Source organism: Ruegeria sp. HKCCD4315 (assembly GCF_013112245.1).
Lineage (GTDB): Bacteria > Pseudomonadota > Alphaproteobacteria > Rhodobacterales > Rhodobacteraceae > Ruegeria.
The window spans coordinates 3,179,895-3,202,151 of the sequence record NZ_WVRN01000001.1; the positions used below are offsets into that span (position 1 = coordinate 3,179,895).

A 22,257-nucleotide genomic window follows, 5' to 3' on the forward strand; every position below is an offset into this window, starting at 1 on the left:
CCCCGCGCATCACGGGAGGCCCATATGGACTTTGCAGGAAAAACCGTCATCGTCGTTGGCGGAACCAGCGGTATCAATCGAGGCATTGCCGAGGCCTTTGCGGCCTCGGGTGCCAAACTGGCCGTCGCCAGCCGGTCACGGGAAAAGGTGGACGACACTGTGGCCGCGCTGAAAGCCGCAGGCGCACAGGACGCCATCGGGGCGGCCTTTGACGTGCGTGATCCGAATGCTGTCGCCGCTGGTCTGAAACAGTTTCACAACGCCTATGGCGATTTCGACGTGCTGGTGTCCGGCGCTGCGGGGAACTTCCCGGCGCTGGCATCCGAGATGTCAGTCAACGCGTTCAAAACGGTGATCGACATTGACCTGATGGGCACGATCCACGTGATGAAAGGGGCCTACCCTTACCTGAAACGCCCCGGTGCCAGCATCATCAACATCTCGGCCCCGCAATCTTACCTGCCTTATGAAGGCCAAGCCCATGTCTGTGCCGCGAAGGCAGGTGTCGATCAGATTACCCGGACGCTGTCGATGGAATGGGGTGTTGAAGGGATTCGCGTGAACTCGGTCGTGCCGGGATTCATCGAAGGCACCGAAGGCGCAAAACGTCTGGCCCCCACCCCGGACGCCGGTGAAGCGCTGCGCCGCGATGTACCGTTGGGCCGCTGGGGTCAACCTCAGGACGTGGCCAATGCCTGCCTGTTCCTCTGCTCGGATCTGGCCAGCTATATCAGCGGCACGGTTCTGGCCGTGGATGGCGCGTTGTATCAACGCGGTTCGGGCAAGTTTGGACAGATGATGGGTGAGATGCTGCGCAGCATGAGGGGGTGAGACACGCTCACCCCCTCATGCTCAGTTCGTGGTTTCAAGACCGACAGGTTTTCCGACGATGGTAAAATGCAGCCCGTCCGGGTCCAGCAATTCGGACGCAACGCGGTTCACGTCTTCCAGCGTTACGGCATTCACCTTGTCGTTGCGGGTTGCGATATAGTCGATTGGCAGGTCTTCCATCTGCATCCCGACCATGATCCCGGCAATCCGCCCGTTGCCATCAAACCGAAGCGGATATGCACCAGTCAGATAAGTCTTGGCATCATCCAGCTCTTTCTGGGTTACGCCTTCGGTCGCGGCCCTGGCCCATTCGTCACGGATCACCTCAACCGCCTCGGCAATGCGGTCATTGGCCGACGAAACTGACCCAAGATAGACAGATGCCAGATCCTTGGGCACCAGATAGGTTCCGATCCCATATGTCAGACCACGTTTTTCACGCACCTCCTGCATCAGACGGCTTTCAAACCCGCCCCCGCCAAGAATGTGATTCAAGACAAACGCAGCGAAGAAATCCGGGTCATCCCGATCAATCCCGGCATGACCAAACAGGGCCACGGATTGCGGCGTGTCGAACTCGACGACGCTGACGCCACCCGGAATGGACACATCGGCTTTGTCAGGAATGGGTTTCCCAGATTCCGGTAAATCGGCGAGTAATTTGTCCAGCAACGTGCCCAGTTCTTCCGCCGTAATGTCGCCCACCGCCCCGACATACAGGCGGTCCCTGGCAAAGACGCTGTCATACGCGGCCACCACGTCATCCCGCGTCAGGGCCGAGACGCTTTCGATCGTGCCCTTCCCTTCAGACCCATAAGGATGGTCGCCATAGGCCATCTGAGCAAAGTTCAGGCCAGCAATCTCATTCGGGTCGGTCTGATCCGAGCGCAATCCAGAAAGGATTTGCGCGCGCACGCGCTCAATCGCATCCTGATCGAAACGCGGTTCGTGCAACGTGGTGTGCAAAAGGTCGACCACCTCATCCCGGTTTTCGGTCAGAAATCGCGCCGAGATTGACACAGTATCATCACCCGCATCATACGAGAAAGACGCGGCCAGAGCTTCCAGTTCGCGGGCATAGGTCTGGGCGTCCATTTCGCCCGCGCCTTCTTCGATCAGGCCGCTCATCAAATTCACAGCACCGCGCTTGTCCGGATCGTCCAGCGACGTCCCGCCACGGAACCGCAATTCCAACGCAGTGAAGGGGATCGCGTGGTCTTCGACCAACCAGGCCTTGATCCCGCCAGGTGAAGTCACCTCTTTGATCTCGATCTCAGCCAGGGCCGGCAGAGCAACCACGCAGGCGATCAGAGTTGCAAGAAACCGTTTCATTGCGTCACCTCATCATCACGCATCAGCCATCCCGTGACAGATGTTTCTGGTTGCAGGACTTCGCGGGCAGCGGCGATGATCTCTTCTCCGGTCACGGCCTGAAGAATGTCGGGCCAAGCCTGCACATCCTCGACCGTCAAACCGCTGGTCAGGGCGCGGCCATACCGGTTGCCGATCCCATCAACATTGTCGCGGGCATAAATCTGGGACGCGCGCAGTTGCATCTTGATGCGGTTCAGATCGTCTTCTTTCACACCTTCAGCGATAAAATCAGCGACCGCCTGATCCATGGCATCTTCGGCCTCTTGCAGTGACACACCCTGCGCCGGAACAACCAGCAAATCGAAGGTCGTGTCATCCAGCGAGACACCGCGGTAGAATGCGCCTGCATAGACGGCCTTTTGCTGATCGAACTGGAGTTTTTCGTTCAGATAAGACGTGGTGCTGCCACCCAGAAGTTCGGCCAACAGGAACAGGGCCGCCGCCTTCTCCTGTTCACCCGGATCGCGTTCGGGGGCCAGATAACTGCGCTGCACATAGGGCTGCGCTACACGCGGATCTTTGTAAGTCAGTCGCCGTTCGGCCGTTTGAGGTGGTTCTTGCGCCCGCATCCGCTCGGGCAAGTCCGGGTTGGCCGGGATCACACCGTAATACTGTTCGGCAAGCGCGCGGACCTCATCAGGTTCGACATCGCCTGTGACCACCAGGATGGCGTTGTTGGGCGCGTAATGAGTTTGGTAGAATGACAATGCATCTTCCATGTCCAGCTCTTCCATCTCGTGCTTCCAGCCAATGATCGGCACGCCGTAGCTGTGGTTGAGGTATTGCGCAGCGTTCATCTGTTCCCCAAACAAAGAGCGCGGGTTGTTCTCGGTCCTTTGGTTACGCTCTTCAAGGATCACATCACGCTCGGTCAGGATATCCTCTTCGCTCAGGCGAAGGTTCCGCATCCGATCGGATTCCATTTGCATCATCAACTCAAGCCGATCAGTCGCGACGCGCTGGAAATACGCGGTGTAGTCGTATGAGGTGAACGCATTGTCATTGCCACCATTGGCCGCAACTGTGGCCGAAAACTCGCCCGGAGCAAGCGTATCGGTGCCCTTGAACAGCAGGTGTTCCAGGAAGTGCGCAATCCCGGATGTCCCCACCGGTTCATCCGCAGATCCGGCGCGATACCAGACCATGTGTTGCACAACTGGTGCACGGTGGTCTTCGACGACGACGACATCCATGCCGTTGTCCAAAGTGAATGTGGTAACCGCTTCTTTTCCGCCCTCGGCCAAGACCGGGGTGGCAGCGATAAGGGCAGCCGACAGGGCTAGGGCCCGAACCATGGGGCATCCTCCGTTTCGTTTCTGGTATTGAAACTACGGTGGTGCGGCCCGGGTTCAAGCCCGATGACGGAAAGTTAAGAATTATTCATTCGGAGGAGAGGACGGCGTTTCAATACCGGCACTACGGGCTGCATCGGTTTCCGCGTACGGATTGATCGATTGCCGTTCATAGACCTGACCGTAGCGATCCACCGGGAACAGGCGCAATCCGGTCCAACGACCACGGCGCTTGCGGAACGCGGCATCTTCGGCTTCGACAACCTGGCGGGCATCAGGCGCGACGCCATACCGGCTGGAGGCTGTGACCAGTGCTGCGTCGGACGACGGTACCGCCGCATTTGGGTTCAACGCGGCAGGGTTTCCACCTAGTGCGGCAACGGCCTCGGCATTGGGGTTCGGATCTGTCAGGTTGCCACCGCCCGGTGTGGGTGCAGGCAAAAACGCATAATCCTGAGGCTGCGTCAGCGGTTTGACCGGCAAGACCGAAAACTCATCCGGACCCTGCCCCGGAGGCGCCAGATCCCGCAGACCGGGATTCGAACATGCCGCAACCGCTGCGACAACAGTCAGAACAAATATGGCGCGCGGCATCCGCATTGGTTTCTCCAACCTGTTTCTGGCGCTTTTATCTCATATAATTCCGCGCGTCACGAGGGCTTTTTGCTGTCGAACAGAACCAACCCCAAAGCGCCTGCAAATATGAACACATCAGCAAGGTTGAACACAAACGGGTTGTTGATGCCGCAACATGACATGTTCAGGAAATCCAGCACATAGCCGTATAACAGCCGGTCCACCACGTTTCCAAGCGCACCGCCTATCAACAGACCTGCGCAAAAGAGCATGAGTTTTGATGCGGCTGTACGGCTGAGCCAGATGAGAACGCCAACACAGATCGCAATCGAGATACCGATCAGCACCCAACGCGCGGCGTCGGAATTCCCCTGAAACAGACCGAAATTGATGCCGCGATTCTCACCGTATTTGAAAACCAGCAGCGGGGGCAGAACGTCGATACCACCGGGTTGTTCGGCCACGCGCATAACGTGAACGACCAGATACTTGCTGATCTGGTCGATCGCAAAGGCGGCAATCGCCGCCCAGAGAAGCAGGCCAGACCGCATCAGTGACGGAAATGCCGCATACCGGTGAAGACCATAGCCAGACCGGCCTCATCCGCAGCAACAATCACCTCGTCATCGCGCATGGAGCCACCGGGTTGGATGACGCAGGTTGCACCGGCCTCAGCCGCTTCCATCAGACCGTCAGGGAAAGGAAAGAAAGCGTCAGAGGCGACAGCAGATCCGATGGTCAGCGGCTGAGGCAGGCCCAGCACATCCGCCATCCGTTCGGCTTTCTTGGCAGCGATCAGGGCCGAATCCACCCGGCTCATCTGACCCGCACCCACGCCCACGGTTGCACCGTCTTTGACGTAGACAATGGCGTTGGACTTGACGTGTTTGGCCACTTTCCAGGCAAAAAGCAGATCGCGCATCTGTTCGTCCGTCGGGGCTTTCTTGGTGACGACCTTCAGATCATCCATGCCGACAAACCCGTTATCCTTGTCCTGAACCAGCAAGCCACCAGCTACCTGACGAACGGTTTTGCCACCGGCGGTCACGTCTGGCAGACCCTCGGTCGTCAGCAGGCGGAGGTTCTTTTTGGCCGCAAAGATTGCCTTGGCTTCGTCAGATGCTCCGGGGGCAATCACGACCTCGGTGAAAATCCCGGTGATCTCTTGCGCGGTTTCCGCATCCAGCGGCCGGTTCAATGCCACGATCCCACCAAAGGCCGAAGTGCGATCGCAGTCGAACGCGGCCTTGTATGCCTCAAGCAACGTCGCGCCTTTGGCCACCCCACAAGGGTTGGCATGTTTGATAATAGCACAAGCCGCGCCCTGAGCAGGGTCGAATTCAGCAACCAGCTCAAACGCCGCATCGGTGTCATTGATATTGTTGTAGCTGAGTTCCTTGCCCTGATGCTGCACGGCAGTGGCCACACCCGGGCGGTTGGTGCCGTCCGTATAGAAGGCAGCCTGTTGATGGCTGTTCTCGCCATAGCGCAGGGTCTGCTTCAACTCGCCTGCAAAGGCACGGCGTTTAGGTGCTTCAAGTTCCAGCGCGTCAGCCAACCAGTTGGACACGGCGGTGTCGTAAGCAGCTGTACGGGCATAGGCTTTCTGCGCCAGCTTGCGTCGGAATTTCGGGCAGGTTGCACCGTTGTGCTGATCCATGTCGCCCAGCAATTTTTCGTAATCCTCAACATCAACCACAACGTTCACAAAGGCATGGTTCTTGGCCGCCGCGCGGATCATCGCGGGGCCACCAATGTCGATGTTCTCGACACACTCATCGTATTCGGCGCCTTTGGCGACGGTGGCCTCAAACGGATAAAGGTTCACAACAAGCAGGTCGATCGCACCAATCCCGTGCTCGGTCATCGCAGCGACGTGAGTGTCGTTGTCGCGCAACGCCAGCAGCCCACCATGCACCATCGGGTGCAAAGTCTTGACCCGACCATCCATCATCTCAGGGAAGCCGGTGACTTCGCTTACGTCCTTCACCGCAAGCCCGGCGTCGCGCAGCGTCTTTGCCGTGCCGCCGGTCGACAGCAGCTCTACCCCGCGCTCGGCCAGCGCCTTGCCCAGCTCGATCAGCCCGGTTTTGTCGGATACGGAAAGCAGCGCGCGGCGCACGGGGTGAAGATCGGTCATGGGTCCAAAGGTCCTTTTGGCGTCAGTCGAATTCTGGCTCGTCCCGGTGCGTATCGCGGACGGCATAGGCTGTGTCCTGCGCCTTGCTTAGCGTCCACCGGATGCGCGTCGCATACTCCATTGCGCGCCCGGATAGAACGATCTGTTTTGTCGCGCGTGGCTTTAATCGCCCTTTTTCAAGGTAAACGCTTGGCTCGACGGACAATTTTCCAATGCCATCATGACGGAAAACCCAGATCTCACCGCTTTTGAGCGCCATGGACACCGCCGCCCCGCCCAAATCCAGCGCCGCATCCACGTCAGGATGCAGATGAAAACGGATATCGTACCCGATCCCCTTGAGCGCTGAGGCGTCCATCGCCTTGTCGAACTGGCGCTTCGCCTTGTCGGTCGCAGTCAGCAGAATATCCTCGACCGCAAGCTCGCGGCCATCGAAGCGCAACTCAAAAGTCCGGGCATGGGTCAGGCCGAACACTTTGGCATATCCGTCATGACCGGCCATGAAGCGGATGCCTTCAAACGCGTCCTCGAAATCAACTGGCACGTCCTGTGGCGCATCCACCAACGCCTGACTTTCGCGGCCCGGCAATGGATTGGCCAACCGGGCGCTGGAAAACCCATCCAAGCACAATGTCGAATGCGAGGGCGTTGCCCGCCCAGCGCGTCGCCATTCCAACCCGAAGCTGGCCCCCGACCCGCAATTCACGATCAACGGACGCCGCCCCGAGGTCAACTCGAACGCCAGCGTAGAGGCATGTGCATTGAACGAGGCCGCGCCAGTGGGCGGCGCGCTGGAATCAACGATTACCGTGGTGCGCGCGGCAGACAGGCGCGCATAGCCCATCGGCAATTCGGTCGCCGCCTTATGTTTGACGCCACTTTGAGCAAGGGCCTGCTCAAGCCGCCCTTCAATTCCGCGACCACCACCATGGAACCGCGCCAGCGCCCCATCCGCATGGCGCAGGCTGCGCAGGGTCGGCGCGATCCGCTTGATTGCATTGACTTGCGCTACAGGCGCTCCGCGCCCCAGATCATTCAGCGCCGCCGTCGTCCAGCTGAGCAGTGTGAAAACTTCCAGCAACTCCTCTGGGTTGCGTGTGGGGATACCACCCTGCGCGTCCACCTGCCGATCACATTCGCTGGCAAGCGCCCGCAACGCCGGATCGGCCATCTGCTCCAGCCCTTCCAACGCCAGCCCGGCCTGAACCAAACCCGCCAAAGCTTCAAACCGGGGCAAGCCGGGGGTCGCCGCCTGCCAGCGTTTGGACAAAAACCATGTCTGTTGCGCCAGCGAGCGGAAGAACAGCTTGCTTTGCCTTTCATCTGCACCGCGCAGCAGGAAAATCGCGTGGTTGATCCAGCGCATGACGCGCCGACCGGTCAGATCAGGCACCCAGCCGGGACCTTGGCCACGACCATGCGCTTCGATCCAGCCAAAAACCCAGCGCTGCGCCTTTTCACGTGCGCGCATGTCTCCAACCGCAGCCAGATCGTCCAACCAGGCAAAACCATGGCGTTCGTCGTCAAAGCCCGCGCTGGGGGCTGCGACGTCCCACAACCCGGTGTCTTCCGCCTCGACCAGATACCCGGCGAACAAAAGGTTTCCGGCAACCAGTTGCCGACCACGCGCAAACGAGCCCACAGTGCGCGGATCCGGTTGCGCGACAAACCCCGTGACCGCCCTTTGCCGCTGGCTCAGGCGCGCGTAGAAACGGTTCTGAAACCGCATCCACCGACTGGTCATGGTGTCCGAGTTCGACATGACGTGTGTTACTCTGCCCCTTGCGCTCTGCTGGCGCTTGAGACCCAACGATAGACCGCGCCGATCGTCAAGTCATCGAAAAGCGTCCGCTTAGGCGGATTTGGTCAGACAGGCGATGTAGAACCCGTCCATGCCACCGCGATCCGGCCAGTAATCAGGCCGCAGACGCAGGCCGCCTTCTTCTGTTATCCAATCCGTATCAACACCCGCTATGTTCACTGCGTCGCGATCCACGCTCATGTCGGGATGCATCTCCAACGCCTCTTCGATCTGCACTTCACCTTCGTCCGGCAGCAATGAACAGGTGCAATAAATCAAGCGCCCGCCGGGCTTCAACAAACCCCATGCATGGGCCAGCATCTGCGTCTGAAGCTCGATCAAGTCGCCGAATTCAGACCCATCTTTGGCGAAGGGCAAATCCGGGTGCCGCCGTATCGTACCTGTTGCCGAACACGGTGCGTCCAACAGAATCGCGTCATACTGAACTTCATGTTCCAGCGCATCGCCGACAATGACCTGCGCCGTCAGACCCGTCCGTGCAAGGTTTTCGCGCACCCGCTCCATCCGAGCTTCTGAAACATCCAAGGCCGTAACGTCCGCTCCCGCTGCAGCCAGTTGCATCGTTTTGCCGCCGGGAGCAGCGCAAAGATCCAGCACGTTCTCACCTGCCTTCGGAGCCAGGACGCGAACCGGCAAGGCCGCCGCCGCATCCTGCACCCACCAGTCCCCGGCTTTGTATCCCGGCAGGGCCGAAACCTGACCGGCATCCTGCAGACGAATTGAGCCTGTCGGCAGCACGTCGCCCGCGGGACCATTCGACCCTGGCTTCAAAGTCAGATCAAGCGGTGCGCCTGTGAAATGCGCCTGTTCCATTCCAGCCACGGCACCCGCGCCCCACGCCATGATCAAGGGATCACGAAGCCATTCCGGCAAACGCGGGACACGCATTTTGGGCCAGGCTTCAGGGCCTTCGGCGGCCACCTTGCGCAGAACCGCATTCACCAGGCCCTTCAGACGCCCATGCTTGCGCGAACGGCTAATGATCTCGACCATGGAATTCACCACACCATGCGCCGCTTCACCGTTACACAGCTCGACTGCGCCCAGCCTGAGCGCGTTATGGACTGTCAGAGCAGGCGTGCGGTTCAAGTGATTGTCCAGCAACCTGTCGGCGCGTTCCAGCCCGCGCAAGGTCTCCAACGCCAACCGTTGAGCACGCGCGCGATCTTCAGGCCCCAGCCGGTCCAATGCACCTGCGGCAAGACATTCGGACAACAGGCGACCCTCACCCAGAACCTGATCGAGAAGAAAGATTGCGCTGCGCCGTGCTGCTGTTGCGCTGTTTGCCATGGTACCGCCTTACTGTGACTTGCGCCCGCATTGCCAATGGCGGACGCGGGCGTATATCAAGACACAGCACGGAAAGGAACCCGATGTCATGAGTGACGACCGCAAAGACCTGCCCCCAGCCGCCCAACGCGCACTGGCCGAAGCGGAAGAACGCCGGCGCAAAGCCGAGGCTGAGGCCAAGGCGTTGCCCAAGGAATTGGGCGGTCGCGATGGACCGGACCCGGCCCGCTATGGCGATTGGGAAAAGAAGGGCATCGCCATCGATTTCTAAGCGCTCAGCCGCGCAGCGCCTGTAAAAAGTCTTCGATCAATGCGCGTTGTTTTTTGGACTTCGCCCGATCTTCGGGCCAGGTTAGCCAATACCCGTCTTTGGTTTGCAACTCCGGCAGGCCCATCCTGCGCAACCGGCCCTCTTGAAGGTCGGCGAAAGCCAGAGGAACCGATCCCAGCACCACTCCCAGCCCGCGCCGCGCTGCCGAGATCGCGTGTTCCATCGAATCAAAACTGATTTGGGACGGCGGTGCATCCTCCTGATTGCATTTCTGGGCCCATTCCCGCCATCCGGGGCGTTCTCCGCGCAAATCGATCAAAGGCGCACCCCACTCGATTCCCGGTGCCGCCATAGGCACAAGAACCTCATACGCGATCAAGGCCGCATCGCGCCCGGCCCAAATGCCACGGCCATATCGGATTTGCAGCCAGGTCCGCTCTTCATCCAAAGTCGACCGGCGTGCCCCTGAATCGGTCAGCACCCGAACCTCGGGCCGCAGTTTTTGAAACGCTGGCAAGGCCGGCAGGACAAGCGCGTGAATGTTGGACGACAATCCGGCGACGCGCAGCTCTCGTGGGGACTTTCCGAACAGATCCTCGGTATTGCGCTCTAACGCCTGCAAGCTGTCTTGCACCAAAGGCAAATAGCTCTCGCCTTCCACCGTCAGCGACACGCCCCGCGCTTCGCGCACGAACAAAGACCGGCCCAGCCATGCCTCGAGATTACCGATCCTTTGGCTTACAGCGGCCTGAGTCAAACCAAACTCTTTGGCCGCAGCCGAGAATCCACCCAAACGCCCCGCAGCTTCGAACACGCGCAACCAGTCCAGCGGCGGCAGTCCGATCTTTTTCTTAGCCATAAGTTTTTCCAAGCCTCAGCCGAAATAAGGATTAATTGTCGTAATGCCATGAACGGCGTATCTGCTCAACCAAAGCTCGCGCCGAACAGGAGACCCCCCAATGCTGCGCACCGCCACTTATGACGCTTCGGTCGTGACCGTCGCATTCGACACCGGAGCCGAAGCCCGCTTTCACGCGATCTGGTTGCGCGACAACGCGCTTGATCCTGAGACCCGCTCACCCGGAAACGGTCAGCGCCTGATCACGATCGGCGACATTCCGTCCGACGTCTCAATCAGCGCGGCCGAGGTTGTTTCTGGCGATCTGAAGATCACGTTCCAGCCCGAGGAAAAGACCGTGGTCTTCCCCGCCGAATGGTTGGCAGACCACATCTATGACCGCGATCAGGAAAACGCGTTTGGTCGCATCGCCCCGGGCATCACCACGTGGGAAAGCGGCATCAATGCACCCAGCGGCGACTGGAATGAAGTTCACGTCAGCCCGACCGCCAAGCGTGATTGGCTGGCAGCCGTCGCGGAATTCGGGTTTGCCAAGTTAACAGGTGGCCCGACCGAACCTGAATCGCTGCTGAAAGTGGCTGATTTGTTCGGCTATGTACGCGAGACGAACTATGGACCCTATTTCGAAGTGCGGAATGAGGTGAACCCGACCAACCTTGCCTATACCGGACTTGGCTTGCAGGCGCATACCGACAACCCGTATCGCGATCCGGTGCCAACGCTGCAAATCCTTTATTGCCTTGAGAATTCTGCCGAAGGCGGAGATTCGATCGTAGTCGATGGTTTCCGCGCGGCCGAAAAGCTGCGTGTGCAGAATCCCGAAGGCTTTGCCCTGTTGGCCGGCTACCCGGCGCGGTTCGAATACAAGGGTTCAGACGGGGTTTGGCTGCAGTCGCGCCGTCCGATGATCGAACTGTCTCCGGACGGAGAGTTGATCGGCGTCCGTTTCAACAACCGCTCAACTGCGCCGTTTGTGGACATCCCCTTCGAACAGATGGAAGCGTATTATGCCGCCTACCGTCAATTCGGCGAGATCATCGACGACCCGGCTATGGGCGTGTCGTTCAAGCTTGAACCCGGCGAAAGCTTCATCGTCGACAACACCCGCGTCTTGCATGCGCGGCTGGGCTATTCCGGCGCGGGCTCACGCTGGTTGCAGGGATGCTATGCTGACAAGGACGGCTTGCTGTCCACACTCGCCGCGATGGAAATAACGCACCCGGAGGCCGCTGAATGAAACCCGATTTCTCGACGTTAAACCGCGACAATATCGTAGAGTTCATCGGTGATATTTTCGAGCGCCGCGGCGATGAGGAATATTTGGGCGAACCTGTCACCATGGCCCAACACATGCTGCAAGGGGCCACCATCGCCGAGCAGAACGGCCAGCCTGAAGAAATCATCGTCGGCGCGTTGCTGCACGACATTGGCCATTTCACCTCCGAATTTGGCACCTATCACCCCGACGATACCGAAGACCGCCATCACGAGGATGCAGGGGCCGAGGTGCTGGAACAGTTCTTCCCCTCGGTCATCACCGATTGCTGCCGCTATCACGTGGCGGCCAAACGGTATCTCTGCGCCACCAAGCCCGAGTATTTCCAGCGCTTGTCTGCCGCCTCGGTTCATACGCTGGAACTGCAGGGCGGCCCGATGAGCGAAGAAGAGGTTACCGCATTCGAATCCAACCCAAACCTGAAAGAGATCATTCAGGTTCGCTATCTGGATGAGGCCGGTAAACGCGCGGATATGGAGACCCCCGATTTCGCTCATTTTGCACCCATGGTGCAGCGCATGGTCGACAAACATCTGGGCACGTCATGACTGCACCTGAATACATCTTCGAGGCCAGTTCCAAGCCCTCGTTACCCTGGCACGAAGTTCCTCTGATCCGCGCAACGGAAGAGACGGTCAAAGGCTATGGCTGTCTGGTCGATGACCCCGAGACGTTTGAAATCGAGATCGTCCGCTGGCCGCAACAAGGTTGGCGCCCCATAGACGAAGGCACCGGCGACGAAGGCGGCTGGGTCGAAGGCACGTTCAAATGTGACTGGCGAGGCGACGTGCTGTATGGCGAGAACGAAGCCGTCAAAGGGCATTACGTTCTTGGCTGGTCCACGGATCCGCAAACCGCGCAGACGGATCGGCAAACCGCGCCCCGTGATCAGGTATTGCTCTGGCACATGAACTATCACCCCGATGGCGGACAGATGTTTTGGCCTCTGGACAACAAGCCTTTCATTGTCCCCGCCGCTCTGCCCGGTGACAACCTGACGCCCGACAAGGTGGTGGCGTTCTGGTGCGACGGCTCGCGTGGCCTCTATATCCATCCGGGCATCTGGCACGAGGGGATATTCCCGGTCGAAGATGACCAAAGATTCCTAGACCGACAGGGTGCGGTTCACGCACGAGTCAGCGCTGATATCGGGAAAGAGTTCGGTGTGTACCTGGCCTGCCCATTGCGCGAAGACAGGATCAAGGACCTGTAACCAAAGCCCCTTGATGCTCTGACCGTTTGCGCATGATCCAGATCTGCGCGGCCAGCAAATAGGGCACAAAGAACGCAAAGTTCTGAACCAGATCGAAAGGGCCCGAGAAGTCGGGCTCTGACCCCAATCCGCCGGTCAGCAGATACCACAGCGTGTAATGCACCCGGTAAAGCCATGATCCCAGCGCCAGCCAGAACAGCCGCAGCCCCCAGGCCCAGTGCCCCGCGCGATCATTGCTGAGCGCCATGCGCGCCAACATCAGCGCCGAGGCAAACAGGCACAGGCCATACAGGAAAAAGCCGGCAGTCATGACTGGACCACCGATTGTTCCACGCAGGGGAATATAGGTCATCCCGGCCAGCCCGGTGATCAGAGCCAGCGCAATCAGCACAACACCCAAGGCGCGGTGAAACCAGTTGAAGCGTTGCCGAAGGGCGCGGACCAGTTGCAGCGGCACCAGTGTTACCAACACCGTTCCGGCAAAGATATGTAGAATCATCGCCGCGTTGCCGACGCTCTGACCGTCTGCAAACAAATAGCTTTGCGCAGGCGCATCATGCGACAGCCCAATGCTGATCATACCAAAGCCATGCAGCACAAACGGCAGCAGCGTCAGATAGAACACTGCCAACAACAATCCGATTGCCACACGCGATTTCAGGATCCGCATGATCTGACCTTAGCGCCTTAAGGCGATCCGTCTAAGGGCCTACAAACCCAGCACATCCACCATGTCATACTGACCCGGCGCTTTGCCCTGCCCCCACAGCGCCGCCTTCAGCGCGCCGCGGGCAAAGATCGCGCGGTCCGAGGCCAAATGGCGCAGGACGATGCGTTCTCCAGGGGCAGCGAACAGCACATCATGTTCACCAACGATATCGCCGCCGCGAATGGCGTGGAAGCCGATATCACCCCGCTTGCGCGCACCGGTGATGCCATCACGGCCTCGATCAGACACATCCGCCAGATTGACGCCGCGCCCTTCCGCGGCCGCCTCACCCAGCATCAACGCTGTGCCCGAGGGCGCGTCGACCTTGTGGTGGTGGTGGCCTTCGATGATCTCGATATCGAAATCTTCATCCAATGCGGCAGCGACTTTCTTTGTCAGTTGCACCAGCAGGTTTACACCAAGGCTCATATTGCCCGCCCGCACGATCACGGCGTGGCGTGATGCCGGTTCAAGTGCCGCGATTTGTTCGTCGGACATGCCCGTGGTGCCGATGACATGAACACAGCGCGCCTGCGCAGCCAGAGCGGCAAATTCCAAAGTCGCTTCGGGCGCGGTGAAATCGATCACCGCCTGCGCTTGCGCAAACGCCTCTAGCGGGTCATCGGTGACGGTGACGCCCAGCGCCTGACCACCCATGGCCGTGCCCACATCCTGTCCGATCCAGTCATGGCCCTTACGTTCCACCACACCAACCAAACGCGCCTGTTCGCTGTCAGTGACAGTCTTGATCAGCATCTGCCCCATACGGCCCGAAGCTCCTGTGATAACGATCCCCGGAATATGGGTCATTGCGCTGGTCCTTTTCGCTAAGTCGGCTCAAAGCCTCCTACCCCGTTCGCGCCCGCTTGGCAAAGCCCCGCTTTGGGCTTAGATCGGAGATATGGCAAAGAACAAATTCCACGATGGCCCCGGCCCGTCCCAACGACAGCTGCGTGTCGGCGAACTGATCCGTCGCACCCTGTCCGAAGTTCTGGCGCGCGGAGATGTCCACGACCCTGACCTGAACCGCATGTCAATCACCGTGGGTGAGGTCCGTACCTCACCCGATCTCAAAATCGCCACCGCCTATGTGCTGCCTCTGGGCGGCAAAGGGCAAGAGGACGTGATCGACCTGCTGGCCCGCAATAAAGGCGAATTACGACGCGTGATCGGCAAGAAACTGAACCTGAAGTTCTCGCCCGATCTGCGGTTCCGTCTGGATGACACGTTTGACCGTCTGGACGACACCCGCCGCATGTTCCAGCAGGACGCGGTGCGCCGCGATCTGGACGAGTGATCCGGGCACTGACCATTTTGGGCGCGGCTTTATGGGCCGCGCAAGCCTCTGCGGTGACCTGCGAAAAGGTGACTCATGAGGATCTGCGCTACACCGTCTGCGAGGTCGATGCGACTGCAGCAGATCTGCGCCTGTTTCTGAGGGGTGAAGACGGCGAAGTGTTGGGGCATTTCTCATCGGTAAACGAGACGCTTGAACCCGAGGGCAAACGGCTGGCCTTTGCGATGAACGCCGGCATGTATCACGACGACCGCTCGCCCGTCGGCCATTATGTCGAGGATGGGCAGGAGCAGATGCGGGTGATCCCGAACCCCGGCCCCGGCAATTTCGGCCTGCTGCCCAATGGCGTTTTCTGCATCCGTGACGGGCGCGCCGATGTGTTCGAGACACTGGATTTCGTCGACCAGGCCCCCACCTGCCGCTTTGCCACCCAATCCGGCCCAATGCTGGTGATCGACGGCGGACTGCACCCGCGCTTTCTGCCTGATTCGACCTCGCGCTATATCCGCAACGGCGTTGGCACGAGCGCTGATGGCACGCGGGCGGTTTTCGCCATTTCTGAAGATTATGTCACCTTCCACGAATTCGGCAGCCTGTTTCGCGATGTTCTGAACACCCCAAACGCGCTGTTTCTGGATGGCAATATCTCACGGATGTATGACCGGGCAGGCAATCGCTCGGATCTGGGATTCTCGTTGGGACCGATTGTGGGTGTAGTTGAGGACATGCGTGCAAATTGACAGGGCGGGTGTGATCCGTTAACCCGCGCGCCTCAGCAAAAGGCAAGGTGCAAGATGGGACGCAAACGCAAGGGTCGCGACATTTCCGGTTGGCTGGTTGTGGACAAGCCTGCGGGCATGACCTCTACGTCGGTGGTCAACAAGGTGCGTTGGGCGACGGATGCCAAAAAGGCGGGCCATGCGGGCACACTGGACCCCGAAGCAACCGGCGTTCTGGCCGTGGCCTTAGGTGAGGCGACAAAGACCGTTCCCTATATCACCGATGCGCTGAAGGCTTACACGTTCACCGTGCGTTTGGGTCAAGCCACCAACACTGACGATGCCGAGGGCGAAGTAATCGCAAGCAGCGATGCGCGCCCATCGGATGAGGACATCAAACAGGCGCTGACCCCGTTTCTGGGCGACATCATGCAGGTTCCGCCAAAGTTCTCTGCGGTGAAGATCGACGGCCAGCGCGCTTATAAACTGGCCCGCGATGGCGAAGATGTAGAACTGACCGCCCGACCCCTTTGGGTCGAGGAACTGATCCTTGTCGACCGCCCCGATGAAGACCACGTGGTGTTGGAAATGACCTGCGGCAAAGGGGGCTATGTCCGCTCAATCGCGCGCGATCTGGGTGAGGCATTGGGATGCCACGGACACGTTAGGGAGCTGCGCCGCATCTGGTCCGGCCCGTTTGAGGCCGAAGATGGCCTGACCGTCGAACAAATCGACGAGATGGCCAAGACCACTGCACTGGACGCGTATCTGCACCCGCTGGAAACCGGCCTGTCGGACTTGCCCGAATTGAAATGCTCCCCTGAGGGTGCCACTCGCCTGCGCAACGGCAATCCCGGCATGGTGCTGGCATCAGACGTCGAATACGGCGATGAAGCCTGGGCCTCGCTGGATGGTAAAGCGGTGGCTGTGGGTGTCTACAAATCAGGCGAGTTGCATCCCAGCCGGGTGTTCGTTTCCTGAAACACGTGCTAGGCGGTTGGCATGATCACCCGAACGCATACCAAGGGCGATGCGCCCTCAACCGCCGTCTATTCCGATTGCGAGCACTATCGCTATAGCCTGACCCGCGTATGGGATCCGGCAGGCCGCAAAGCTTTGTTCGTGATGCTGAACCCTTCGACCGCGACCGAGGTGCAGAATGACCCCACGGTGGAGCGCTGCGAACGGCGTGCGCGGGCCTTGGGGTTTGGCGCGTTTCAGGTGACCAACATCTTTGCCTGGCGCGACACCGACCCGCGCAAGATGCGCGCTGCCGCCGAGCCGGTCGGGCCTGCGAATGACAAAGCTATTCTGGACGGCGTCGCATGGGCCGATCAGGTCATCGCCGCCTGGGGCACCCACGGCGCACATCTGGACCGTGGCCTGGCAGTTGAACAGCTGTTGCGTCAGACGGGTCAACCCCTGTTCCATCTGGGTTTGACCAAAGACGGCCACCCAAAGCACCCCCTTTACATCGCATACACTCAGCGACCCGAGCAGTGGTGATAAAGTATTAACCATTTCAACGGCTTGTCTTTGACGCCGCTGTCCCCGGCATGAAACACTCATCCTCGGAGCATTCTGCTATCGGAGGAGTGTCATGTTTCTGACCGGATTGATCGGACTGGCCGCCATTGGCGGTGCAGCCTACGCGATGAGCGACATGCTGATCGAAGACGAGGACACGTCAGAAGACATTCCCGAAGATGAGCCGCCGACCGAAGCCGAAACCGGGGAATTTCTGGAAATCGGCGAAAACGTCGAAGACCACGTCGAAACCGAGGTCGAACCCCTGTCCACCGGTATCGTCCTTTCCGAATTCGAAGGCGATTTGGTGATTGCCGGAGAAGACGGCCCGGACATCATCACCGGAGGGGACGGTGTGGATCAGATCAACGGCTATGGCGGTGAAGATACGATCCACGGGGGCCAGGGGGACGACGTCCTGCATGGCGGCGACGGGATAGATACCATCTATGGCGGGCGGGACAACGATGTCCTGCATGGCGAAGCGGATGATGACCTGCTGTTTGGGGACACGGGCAATGACGCTCTGTTCGGGCATTTCGGCGACGACACTCTGGACGGAGGCGAGGGCGAAGATGAGCTCTATGGTGGGCAGGGCGATGATACTTTGGCAGGTGGGGCTGATGATGACGCACTACAAGGCGGATTTGGGGATGATGTCCTGACCGGAGACGCAGGCGAGGATGCGATCTTTGGCGGCGACGGGGACGATTTTGTATTCGGAATAGAAGACGGTGCAGCCGAACAGGATTTCCTGAATGGTGGTGCCGGCAATGACACCCTTCTGGCCGGCAGCGGCGATGTGGTGACCGGCGGTCAGGGGGCCGATGACATTGTGGTGGGGCAAGGTGAAGACGATATAACCGTTTTGGGGTTCCAGCCGGGTGAGGATAAGTTGCTTGTCACTTGGGAGAACGAATCCGAGCCTGAAATAGCCGTGGAACCTGACACTGAAGATTCAAATCTTACTCGGGTGATCATCGACGGTCAGGAAGTGGCTCAGGTTTATGGTGCGGAAGGGATGACGGCAGCCGATATCCAACTGATCACCGAAGCCCAACTGGAACAGTATGGGCAGATGGTCTGACCCCGCAGATTCCCTTTGCCATTTGACAAAAATGCGCCTATACGCGCCCATCTGCATCGGAATCGGTGCGGTTTTCTCCATGGGCCTGTGCTGGACGACATCCCGGCCTGCGCCATCAACTCTAACCTTTAAAGGAGACCCCGATGTCGATCACTGCCGCTGAAAAAGCACGCGTCATGCAAGAATTCGCAACCAAAGAAGGCGACACCGGTTCGCCTGAAGTACAGGTTGCCATCCTGACCTCGCGCATCAACACCCTGACCGAGCACTTCAAGACCCACAAAAAAGACAACCACGGTCGTCGCGGTCTGCTGAAAATGGTTGCTCAGCGCCGTAAGCTGCTGGACTACCTGAAGGGCAAAGAAGAAGCGCGTTATCAGGACCTGATCAAAAAGCTGGGCATCCGCCGTTAAGTTCGGACCACATCGCTTGCAGATTTCAGACGCCCGTCACTTTGGCGGGCGTTTTTTTGTGCAGGTCAACCAGCTGGGAGTCAGGTGCCCTCAATCTGGGTGGGCCCGTTCATATTCCATGCGCGCGGATTTGACCTGATCCATTTGTTCGTGTGACCAATAGACAAGCGGCTTGAGCAGCTCCAACAGGTCGCGACCCAAAGGTGTCAGCGCATAAGAAACCGCGACAGGCGGGCCGGGATCGACAGTGCGAGTCAAATACCCATCCCGTTGCAACCCTCTCAGGTTTTCGGTCAACACACGTTGCGTCACGTCCCCAATACAGCGTTTGAGCTCTCCAAACCGTTTCGGCTCATCCTCAAGGGCCAAAATGATGATCATCCGCCATTTGCCGGTGACGTTGGACAGAACCGAACGGATCGAGCAGTTGGACGCTTCGGCCTTGCTGTTGACGCCAATGGGGAGCATGAGGACCTCTGGTGCGGTTTAGTAACTTATAACAACAATAGAACCTCCCGAAATAATCGCAAGGCTATGTTTTTTAATGGAGTATCCTAGGAGTAACCTCGTGACTTTTTAGTGCGTAATTGAAATGTGGTGCGTTTTTAATACTTACTATCAGCACAACTCGAATCATCAGGAATTGACCATGACCCCTAAAGAGCTTGTCCTCGCCCTGTTATCAGCCGCTTTTATCGATCACGACCCAGAAGCCGCACGCCAGATGGTGAGCGCCGATTACATCCAGCACAATCCGCAGGTTCCGACCGGCGCTGAAGGGCTGATGGGGCTGATCCCATTGGTTGGACAATCCGGCATGACTGCCACAACCCACCGTGTGATTGCCGAAGGCGACATGGTTGTGCTGCACAACACTTATGACAATGCCGACGCGTTTGGAGCCTCGTCGCTTGCGGCCTTTGATATCTTCCGCGTGGAAGATGGAAAGGTTGTCGAACACTGGGACAATCTGCAACCCATCCCCAAAACCACTGCGTCAGGGCGTGGCATGACGGACGGGCCGGTTGAAATTACCGACCTCGACAAAACCCAAGAAAACAAGGCGCTGGTGCTGGGCTTTGTGCGTGATGTGCTGGGCGGTGCCGCGCCAGAGAACGTCACAACCTACATGGACCCAGAGGTCTATATGCAGCACAATCCTTCGATTGAGGATGGCCTGTCGGGCTTGATGGCCGCGATCGAAGCCTTTGCTGCGCAAGGCATGGTAATCACCAAATTTGAACCTCAATTTGCCGTGGCCGAAGGTAACTTCGTCTTCGTGGCCACCGATGCCATCATGGGCGGTGAGCCATGGGCCTTCTTTGATATGTGGCGCGTAGAGGACGGGAAAATTGTTGAGCATTGGGATGTCGTCTCACCCATCCCGTCTGAAATGGCGCATGACAACGGCAAGTTTTAATACCGGATCAAAAAACGCCCACCATCTGGTGGGCGTTTTCAATTTTCATAGCGGTCGTATTTACATCTTCGCCTTTTCCGATTTCAGCGCCAGCCACAGGCAGTAGCACATTATCAGGACCACCAGCGTGAACGGTATCCCTGTTGAAACCGCAGCACCCTGCAGGGCGGATAGGCCACCCCCAAGCAGCAAGGCGATGGCGACCAGACCTTCCAGCGTGCACCAGAACACGCGCTGTACAACTGGCGCATCCATCTTGCCGCCTGCGGTAATCGTGTCGATCACCAGCGAGCCCGAGTCGGACGAGGTGACAAAGAACACCACGATCAGGATCAGCGCGATGGGCGCAACGATGCCATAAAGCGGCAGCTCTTTCAGGAAGCCGAACAGCGCACCTTCGGGGGCGTAGCTGTCGATCACCGTGGCGCGGACGCCTTCGGCTCCGCCTGCGTTCAGCATGTCGATGGCCGCACCGCCAAAGGTTGACATCCACAGGGCGCAGACCGCAGTTGGGGCCAACAGCGCGCAGAGGATAAACTCTCGCACCGTGCGTCCCTTCGAGATGCGGGCGATAAACATACCCACAAACGGCGACCATGCGATCCACCAGGCCCAGTAGAACGTCGTCCAGCCGTGGAAATAGCTGGTGTCTTCGCGCCCGAACGGGTTCGACAGCGCCGGAAGGTGCGTCACGTAATCCACCATCACGTTGAAATACCGCGCGATGGCTGTACCAACGCCGGTGACAACAATGACGAAAAGGAACAAGCCCACAGCCATGATCATGTTGATCTCACTCAACCGTTTCACGCCTGCATCCATCCCCATCAGGACTGATCCCAGCGCGATCATGGTGATGCCGATGATCAGCAGGACGGTCACGGTTGGGCTGGGTTCGATGCCGAACACCTCGTTCAGCCCTGCCGCAACCTGTTGCGCCCCAAGACCCAAAGAGGTCGTCAGGCCGAACAACGTCGCAAACACCGCAAGCGTGTCGATGAGGTGGCCCCACCAGCCCCAGACGCGCTCACCCAGGATCGGATAAAAGGCCGACCGCAGGGTCAGTGGCAGATTCAGGTTATAGGCAAAGATTGCAAGGCTCAGGCCCACAGCGGCATAGACCGCCCAACCTTCCAGCCCCCAATGGTGGATTGTGCCGACGATGCCGATATATTCATTGCCTGGAACTGCGATATCAATGCCCAAGGGCCGCGCATTCCCGCCTTCGGCAAAGTTATAGTAGACCGGCTCCATCACGCCAAAGAACAGCAGACCGATACCAATACCGGCGGCGAACATCATCGCGATCCATCCAGCATAGGAATAGTCAGGCTTGGCGTCTTTGCCGCCGATCCGTACTTTACCAACGGGCAAAACAATCAACACCAGACAGAACAGGGTGATCGCGTCAACCGAAAGAACCAGGAACCAGTCAAACGTACTGGTCAGCCAGGGCCGGAGCCAGCCGAAGAAAGAAGCCGCAGCCTCTTGGTTGGCCAATGCGATCAGAACGAACGCAAAGATCAAAATACTCGAGATCAGAAAAACCGGGTTGTGAATATCCAGACCAAATGGCCGGACGTTGTCCTGCCCCAGCTCATATTCCGTTTCGAAGTCGTAAATCCGGGGGTCCGGATCCAGCATCTTCTTTGTTTGTGCCATTCGATTGCCCTTCTGTTCGCTTTTTGCAAACGCCAAGGTATTCGGTCGGCGGACGGTTATGAGATAGTTACCCCCTTGGCGCGTTTCCGTCATTTCGACCGCGGGCTTATTCGTAAAAGCTTATACAGCCTTGTTATTTTTACAATTGCATTCGATTTTTCATATGTTAGCGATGAAAGCTCTCTTGCGAGTTTTTACCGTCTGACCGGAATGAAACGCTGTGTTTCGCCACGCTCAGTTTCAAGTTTTGACCTGAAAATTGAGCTCATAAGGAAAGCCATTGCCAGTCTCAGCATGATCCAGCCACCGGATGCGGTTTCTCTTTCCTTCCAACGCATTCTCATGTATGCGCGCGGTATCTGAGACGTTGTGCCCTGACCCCGGCACTCGAATGGAAGATAAAGTGGGGTCGGCGGCAATGGGGCCGCCATGCAAACCGGAGACCCGCAGGGGCGGGAGTGCTCCGTTCTAGGATACGC

General features: G+C 58.7%; 25 protein-coding genes. 13 read left to right on the forward strand and 12 right to left on the reverse strand.

The window, feature by feature from the left end:
• Positions 1–24: 24 nt before the first annotated feature.
• Positions 25–831, forward strand: coding sequence for an SDR family oxidoreductase (locus GS646_RS15790; RefSeq protein ID WP_171648317.1), 807 nt, complete (start codon positions 25–27; stop codon positions 829–831).
• 21 nt (positions 832–852) lie between these two features.
• Here the strand turns inward: GS646_RS15790 and GS646_RS15795 are convergent, their stop codons facing one another.
• The 7 genes from GS646_RS15795 to GS646_RS15825 form a co-directional block, all read right to left on the reverse strand.
• Positions 853–2,163 carry a pitrilysin family protein gene (locus GS646_RS15795; protein WP_171184293.1) on the reverse strand — a complete coding sequence of 437 codons (1,311 nt, stop codon included), beginning with the start codon at positions 2,161–2,163 and terminating at the stop codon, positions 853–855.
• Complete coding sequence (locus tag GS646_RS15800) at positions 2,160–3,500, reverse strand: pitrilysin family protein (RefSeq protein WP_171184295.1); 1,341 nt, start codon at positions 3,498–3,500, stop codon at positions 2,160–2,162. The genes GS646_RS15795 and GS646_RS15800 overlap by 4 nt, the downstream gene beginning before the upstream one ends.
• 81 nt (positions 3,501–3,581) lie before the next feature.
• On the reverse strand, positions 3,582–4,097 hold the full coding sequence (locus tag GS646_RS15805; protein WP_171093288.1) for a DUF3035 domain-containing protein: 516 nt from the start codon (positions 4,095–4,097) through the stop codon (positions 3,582–3,584).
• A 50-nt stretch (positions 4,098–4,147) separates the two neighbouring features.
• Complete coding sequence (lspA, locus tag GS646_RS15810) at positions 4,148–4,624, reverse strand: signal peptidase II (protein WP_171093286.1); 477 nt, start codon at positions 4,622–4,624, stop codon at positions 4,148–4,150.
• The gene (gene purH, locus GS646_RS15815; protein WP_171648315.1) at positions 4,624–6,213 is read right to left on the reverse strand and encodes a bifunctional phosphoribosylaminoimidazolecarboxamide formyltransferase/IMP cyclohydrolase; all 1,590 of its coding nucleotides are present in this window, start codon (positions 6,211–6,213) and stop codon (positions 4,624–4,626) included. The genes lspA and purH overlap by 1 nt, the downstream gene beginning before the upstream one ends.
• 22 nt (positions 6,214–6,235) lie before the next feature.
• Positions 6,236–7,975, reverse strand: coding sequence for a heparinase II/III family protein (locus GS646_RS15820; RefSeq protein WP_171648313.1), 1,740 nt, complete (start codon positions 7,973–7,975; stop codon positions 6,236–6,238).
• 90 nt (positions 7,976–8,065) lie between these two features.
• Positions 8,066–9,325: an RsmB/NOP family class I SAM-dependent RNA methyltransferase gene (locus GS646_RS15825; RefSeq protein ID WP_171648311.1), complete on the reverse strand. Its 1,260-nt coding sequence runs from the start codon at positions 9,323–9,325 to the stop codon at positions 8,066–8,068.
• Positions 9,326–9,413: 88 nt separating this feature from the next.
• On the opposite strand from GS646_RS15825, the gene GS646_RS15830 reads away from it, so the two are divergent.
• Positions 9,414–9,596 (forward strand): DUF1674 domain-containing protein, encoded by a 183-nt coding sequence (locus GS646_RS15830; RefSeq protein WP_171093279.1) that lies wholly within the window; start codon positions 9,414–9,416, stop codon positions 9,594–9,596.
• Positions 9,597–9,600: 4 nt separating this feature from the next.
• Here the strand turns inward: GS646_RS15830 and GS646_RS15835 are convergent, their stop codons facing one another.
• Complete coding sequence (locus GS646_RS15835; protein ID WP_171648309.1) at positions 9,601–10,455, reverse strand: LysR family transcriptional regulator; 855 nt, start codon at positions 10,453–10,455, stop codon at positions 9,601–9,603.
• A gap of 100 nt (positions 10,456–10,555) precedes the next feature.
• On the opposite strand from GS646_RS15835, the gene GS646_RS15840 reads away from it, so the two are divergent.
• From GS646_RS15840 to GS646_RS15850, 3 genes are read left to right on the forward strand one after another with little or no spacing between them, the layout of a single operon-like run.
• Entirely contained in the window at positions 10,556–11,692 is a 1,137-nt protein-coding gene (locus GS646_RS15840) for a TauD/TfdA family dioxygenase (protein ID WP_171648307.1), read from the forward strand.
• Positions 11,689–12,279: an HD domain-containing protein gene (locus tag GS646_RS15845; RefSeq protein WP_171184307.1), complete on the forward strand. Its 591-nt coding sequence runs from the start codon at positions 11,689–11,691 to the stop codon at positions 12,277–12,279. Before GS646_RS15840 ends, GS646_RS15845 begins: the two co-directional genes overlap by 4 nt.
• Positions 12,276–12,944, forward strand: a complete 669-nt coding sequence (locus tag GS646_RS15850; RefSeq protein WP_171184310.1) for an ureidoglycolate lyase — start codon at positions 12,276–12,278, stop codon at positions 12,942–12,944. The genes GS646_RS15845 and GS646_RS15850 overlap by 4 nt, the downstream gene beginning before the upstream one ends.
• Here the strand turns inward: GS646_RS15850 and GS646_RS15855 are convergent.
• Complete coding sequence (locus GS646_RS15855; RefSeq protein ID WP_171093268.1) at positions 12,931–13,614, reverse strand: DUF2306 domain-containing protein; 684 nt, start codon at positions 13,612–13,614, stop codon at positions 12,931–12,933. The two genes, GS646_RS15850 and GS646_RS15855, sit on opposite strands and share 14 nt — an antisense overlap.
• A 39-nt stretch (positions 13,615–13,653) precedes the next feature.
• Positions 13,654–14,463 (reverse strand): 4-hydroxy-tetrahydrodipicolinate reductase, encoded by an 810-nt coding sequence (dapB, locus tag GS646_RS15860; protein ID WP_171093266.1) that lies wholly within the window; start codon positions 14,461–14,463, stop codon positions 13,654–13,656.
• A 91-nt stretch (positions 14,464–14,554) separates the two neighbouring features.
• Here dapB and rbfA point away from each other — a divergent pair, with 91 nt between their 5' ends.
• The 6 genes from rbfA (at position 14,555) to rpsO (ending at position 18,696) form a co-directional block, all read left to right on the forward strand.
• Positions 14,555–14,950, forward strand: coding sequence for a 30S ribosome-binding factor RbfA (gene rbfA / locus GS646_RS15865; RefSeq protein WP_171093264.1), 396 nt, complete (start codon positions 14,555–14,557; stop codon positions 14,948–14,950).
• Complete coding sequence (locus GS646_RS15870) at positions 14,947–15,690, forward strand: phosphodiester glycosidase family protein (RefSeq protein ID WP_171648306.1); 744 nt, start codon at positions 14,947–14,949, stop codon at positions 15,688–15,690. Before rbfA ends, GS646_RS15870 begins: the two co-directional genes overlap by 4 nt.
• 54 nt (positions 15,691–15,744) lie before the next feature.
• Positions 15,745–16,650, forward strand: a complete 906-nt coding sequence (gene truB / locus GS646_RS15875) for a tRNA pseudouridine(55) synthase TruB (protein ID WP_171648305.1) — start codon at positions 15,745–15,747, stop codon at positions 16,648–16,650.
• 21 nt (positions 16,651–16,671) lie between these two features.
• Positions 16,672–17,175, forward strand: a complete 504-nt coding sequence (locus GS646_RS15880; protein ID WP_171093258.1) for a DUF1643 domain-containing protein — start codon at positions 16,672–16,674, stop codon at positions 17,173–17,175.
• 94 nt (positions 17,176–17,269) lie between these two features.
• A complete protein-coding gene (locus GS646_RS15885) occupies positions 17,270–18,283 on the forward strand; it encodes a calcium-binding protein (protein ID WP_171184316.1) in 1,014 nt (337 codons plus the stop codon).
• 143 nt (positions 18,284–18,426) lie between these two features.
• Positions 18,427–18,696 carry a 30S ribosomal protein S15 gene (gene rpsO, locus GS646_RS15890; RefSeq protein WP_170329634.1) on the forward strand — a complete coding sequence of 90 codons (270 nt, stop codon included), beginning with the start codon at positions 18,427–18,429 and terminating at the stop codon, positions 18,694–18,696.
• Positions 18,697–18,786: 90 nt separating this feature from the next.
• On the opposite strand, the gene GS646_RS15895 is transcribed toward rpsO, so the two are convergent.
• Positions 18,787–19,164, reverse strand: coding sequence for a helix-turn-helix domain-containing protein (locus GS646_RS15895; RefSeq protein ID WP_171093255.1), 378 nt, complete (start codon positions 19,162–19,164; stop codon positions 18,787–18,789).
• Between the two features lie 181 nt (positions 19,165–19,345).
• Here GS646_RS15895 and GS646_RS15900 point away from each other — a divergent pair, with 181 nt between their 5' ends.
• On the forward strand, positions 19,346–20,116 hold the full coding sequence (locus GS646_RS15900; RefSeq protein ID WP_171184318.1) for a nuclear transport factor 2 family protein: 771 nt from the start codon (positions 19,346–19,348) through the stop codon (positions 20,114–20,116).
• Between the two features lie 60 nt (positions 20,117–20,176).
• Here GS646_RS15900 and GS646_RS15905 read toward each other — a convergent pair whose 3' ends face one another.
• Complete coding sequence (locus tag GS646_RS15905; protein ID WP_171184319.1) at positions 20,177–21,778, reverse strand: BCCT family transporter; 1,602 nt, start codon at positions 21,776–21,778, stop codon at positions 20,177–20,179.
• A gap of 75 nt (positions 21,779–21,853) precedes the next feature.
• Here GS646_RS15905 and GS646_RS15910 point away from each other — a divergent pair, with 75 nt between their 5' ends.
• Positions 21,854–22,141: a hypothetical protein gene (locus tag GS646_RS15910; protein WP_171093251.1), complete on the forward strand. Its 288-nt coding sequence runs from the start codon at positions 21,854–21,856 to the stop codon at positions 22,139–22,141.
• Positions 22,142–22,257: the final 116 nt, after the last annotated feature.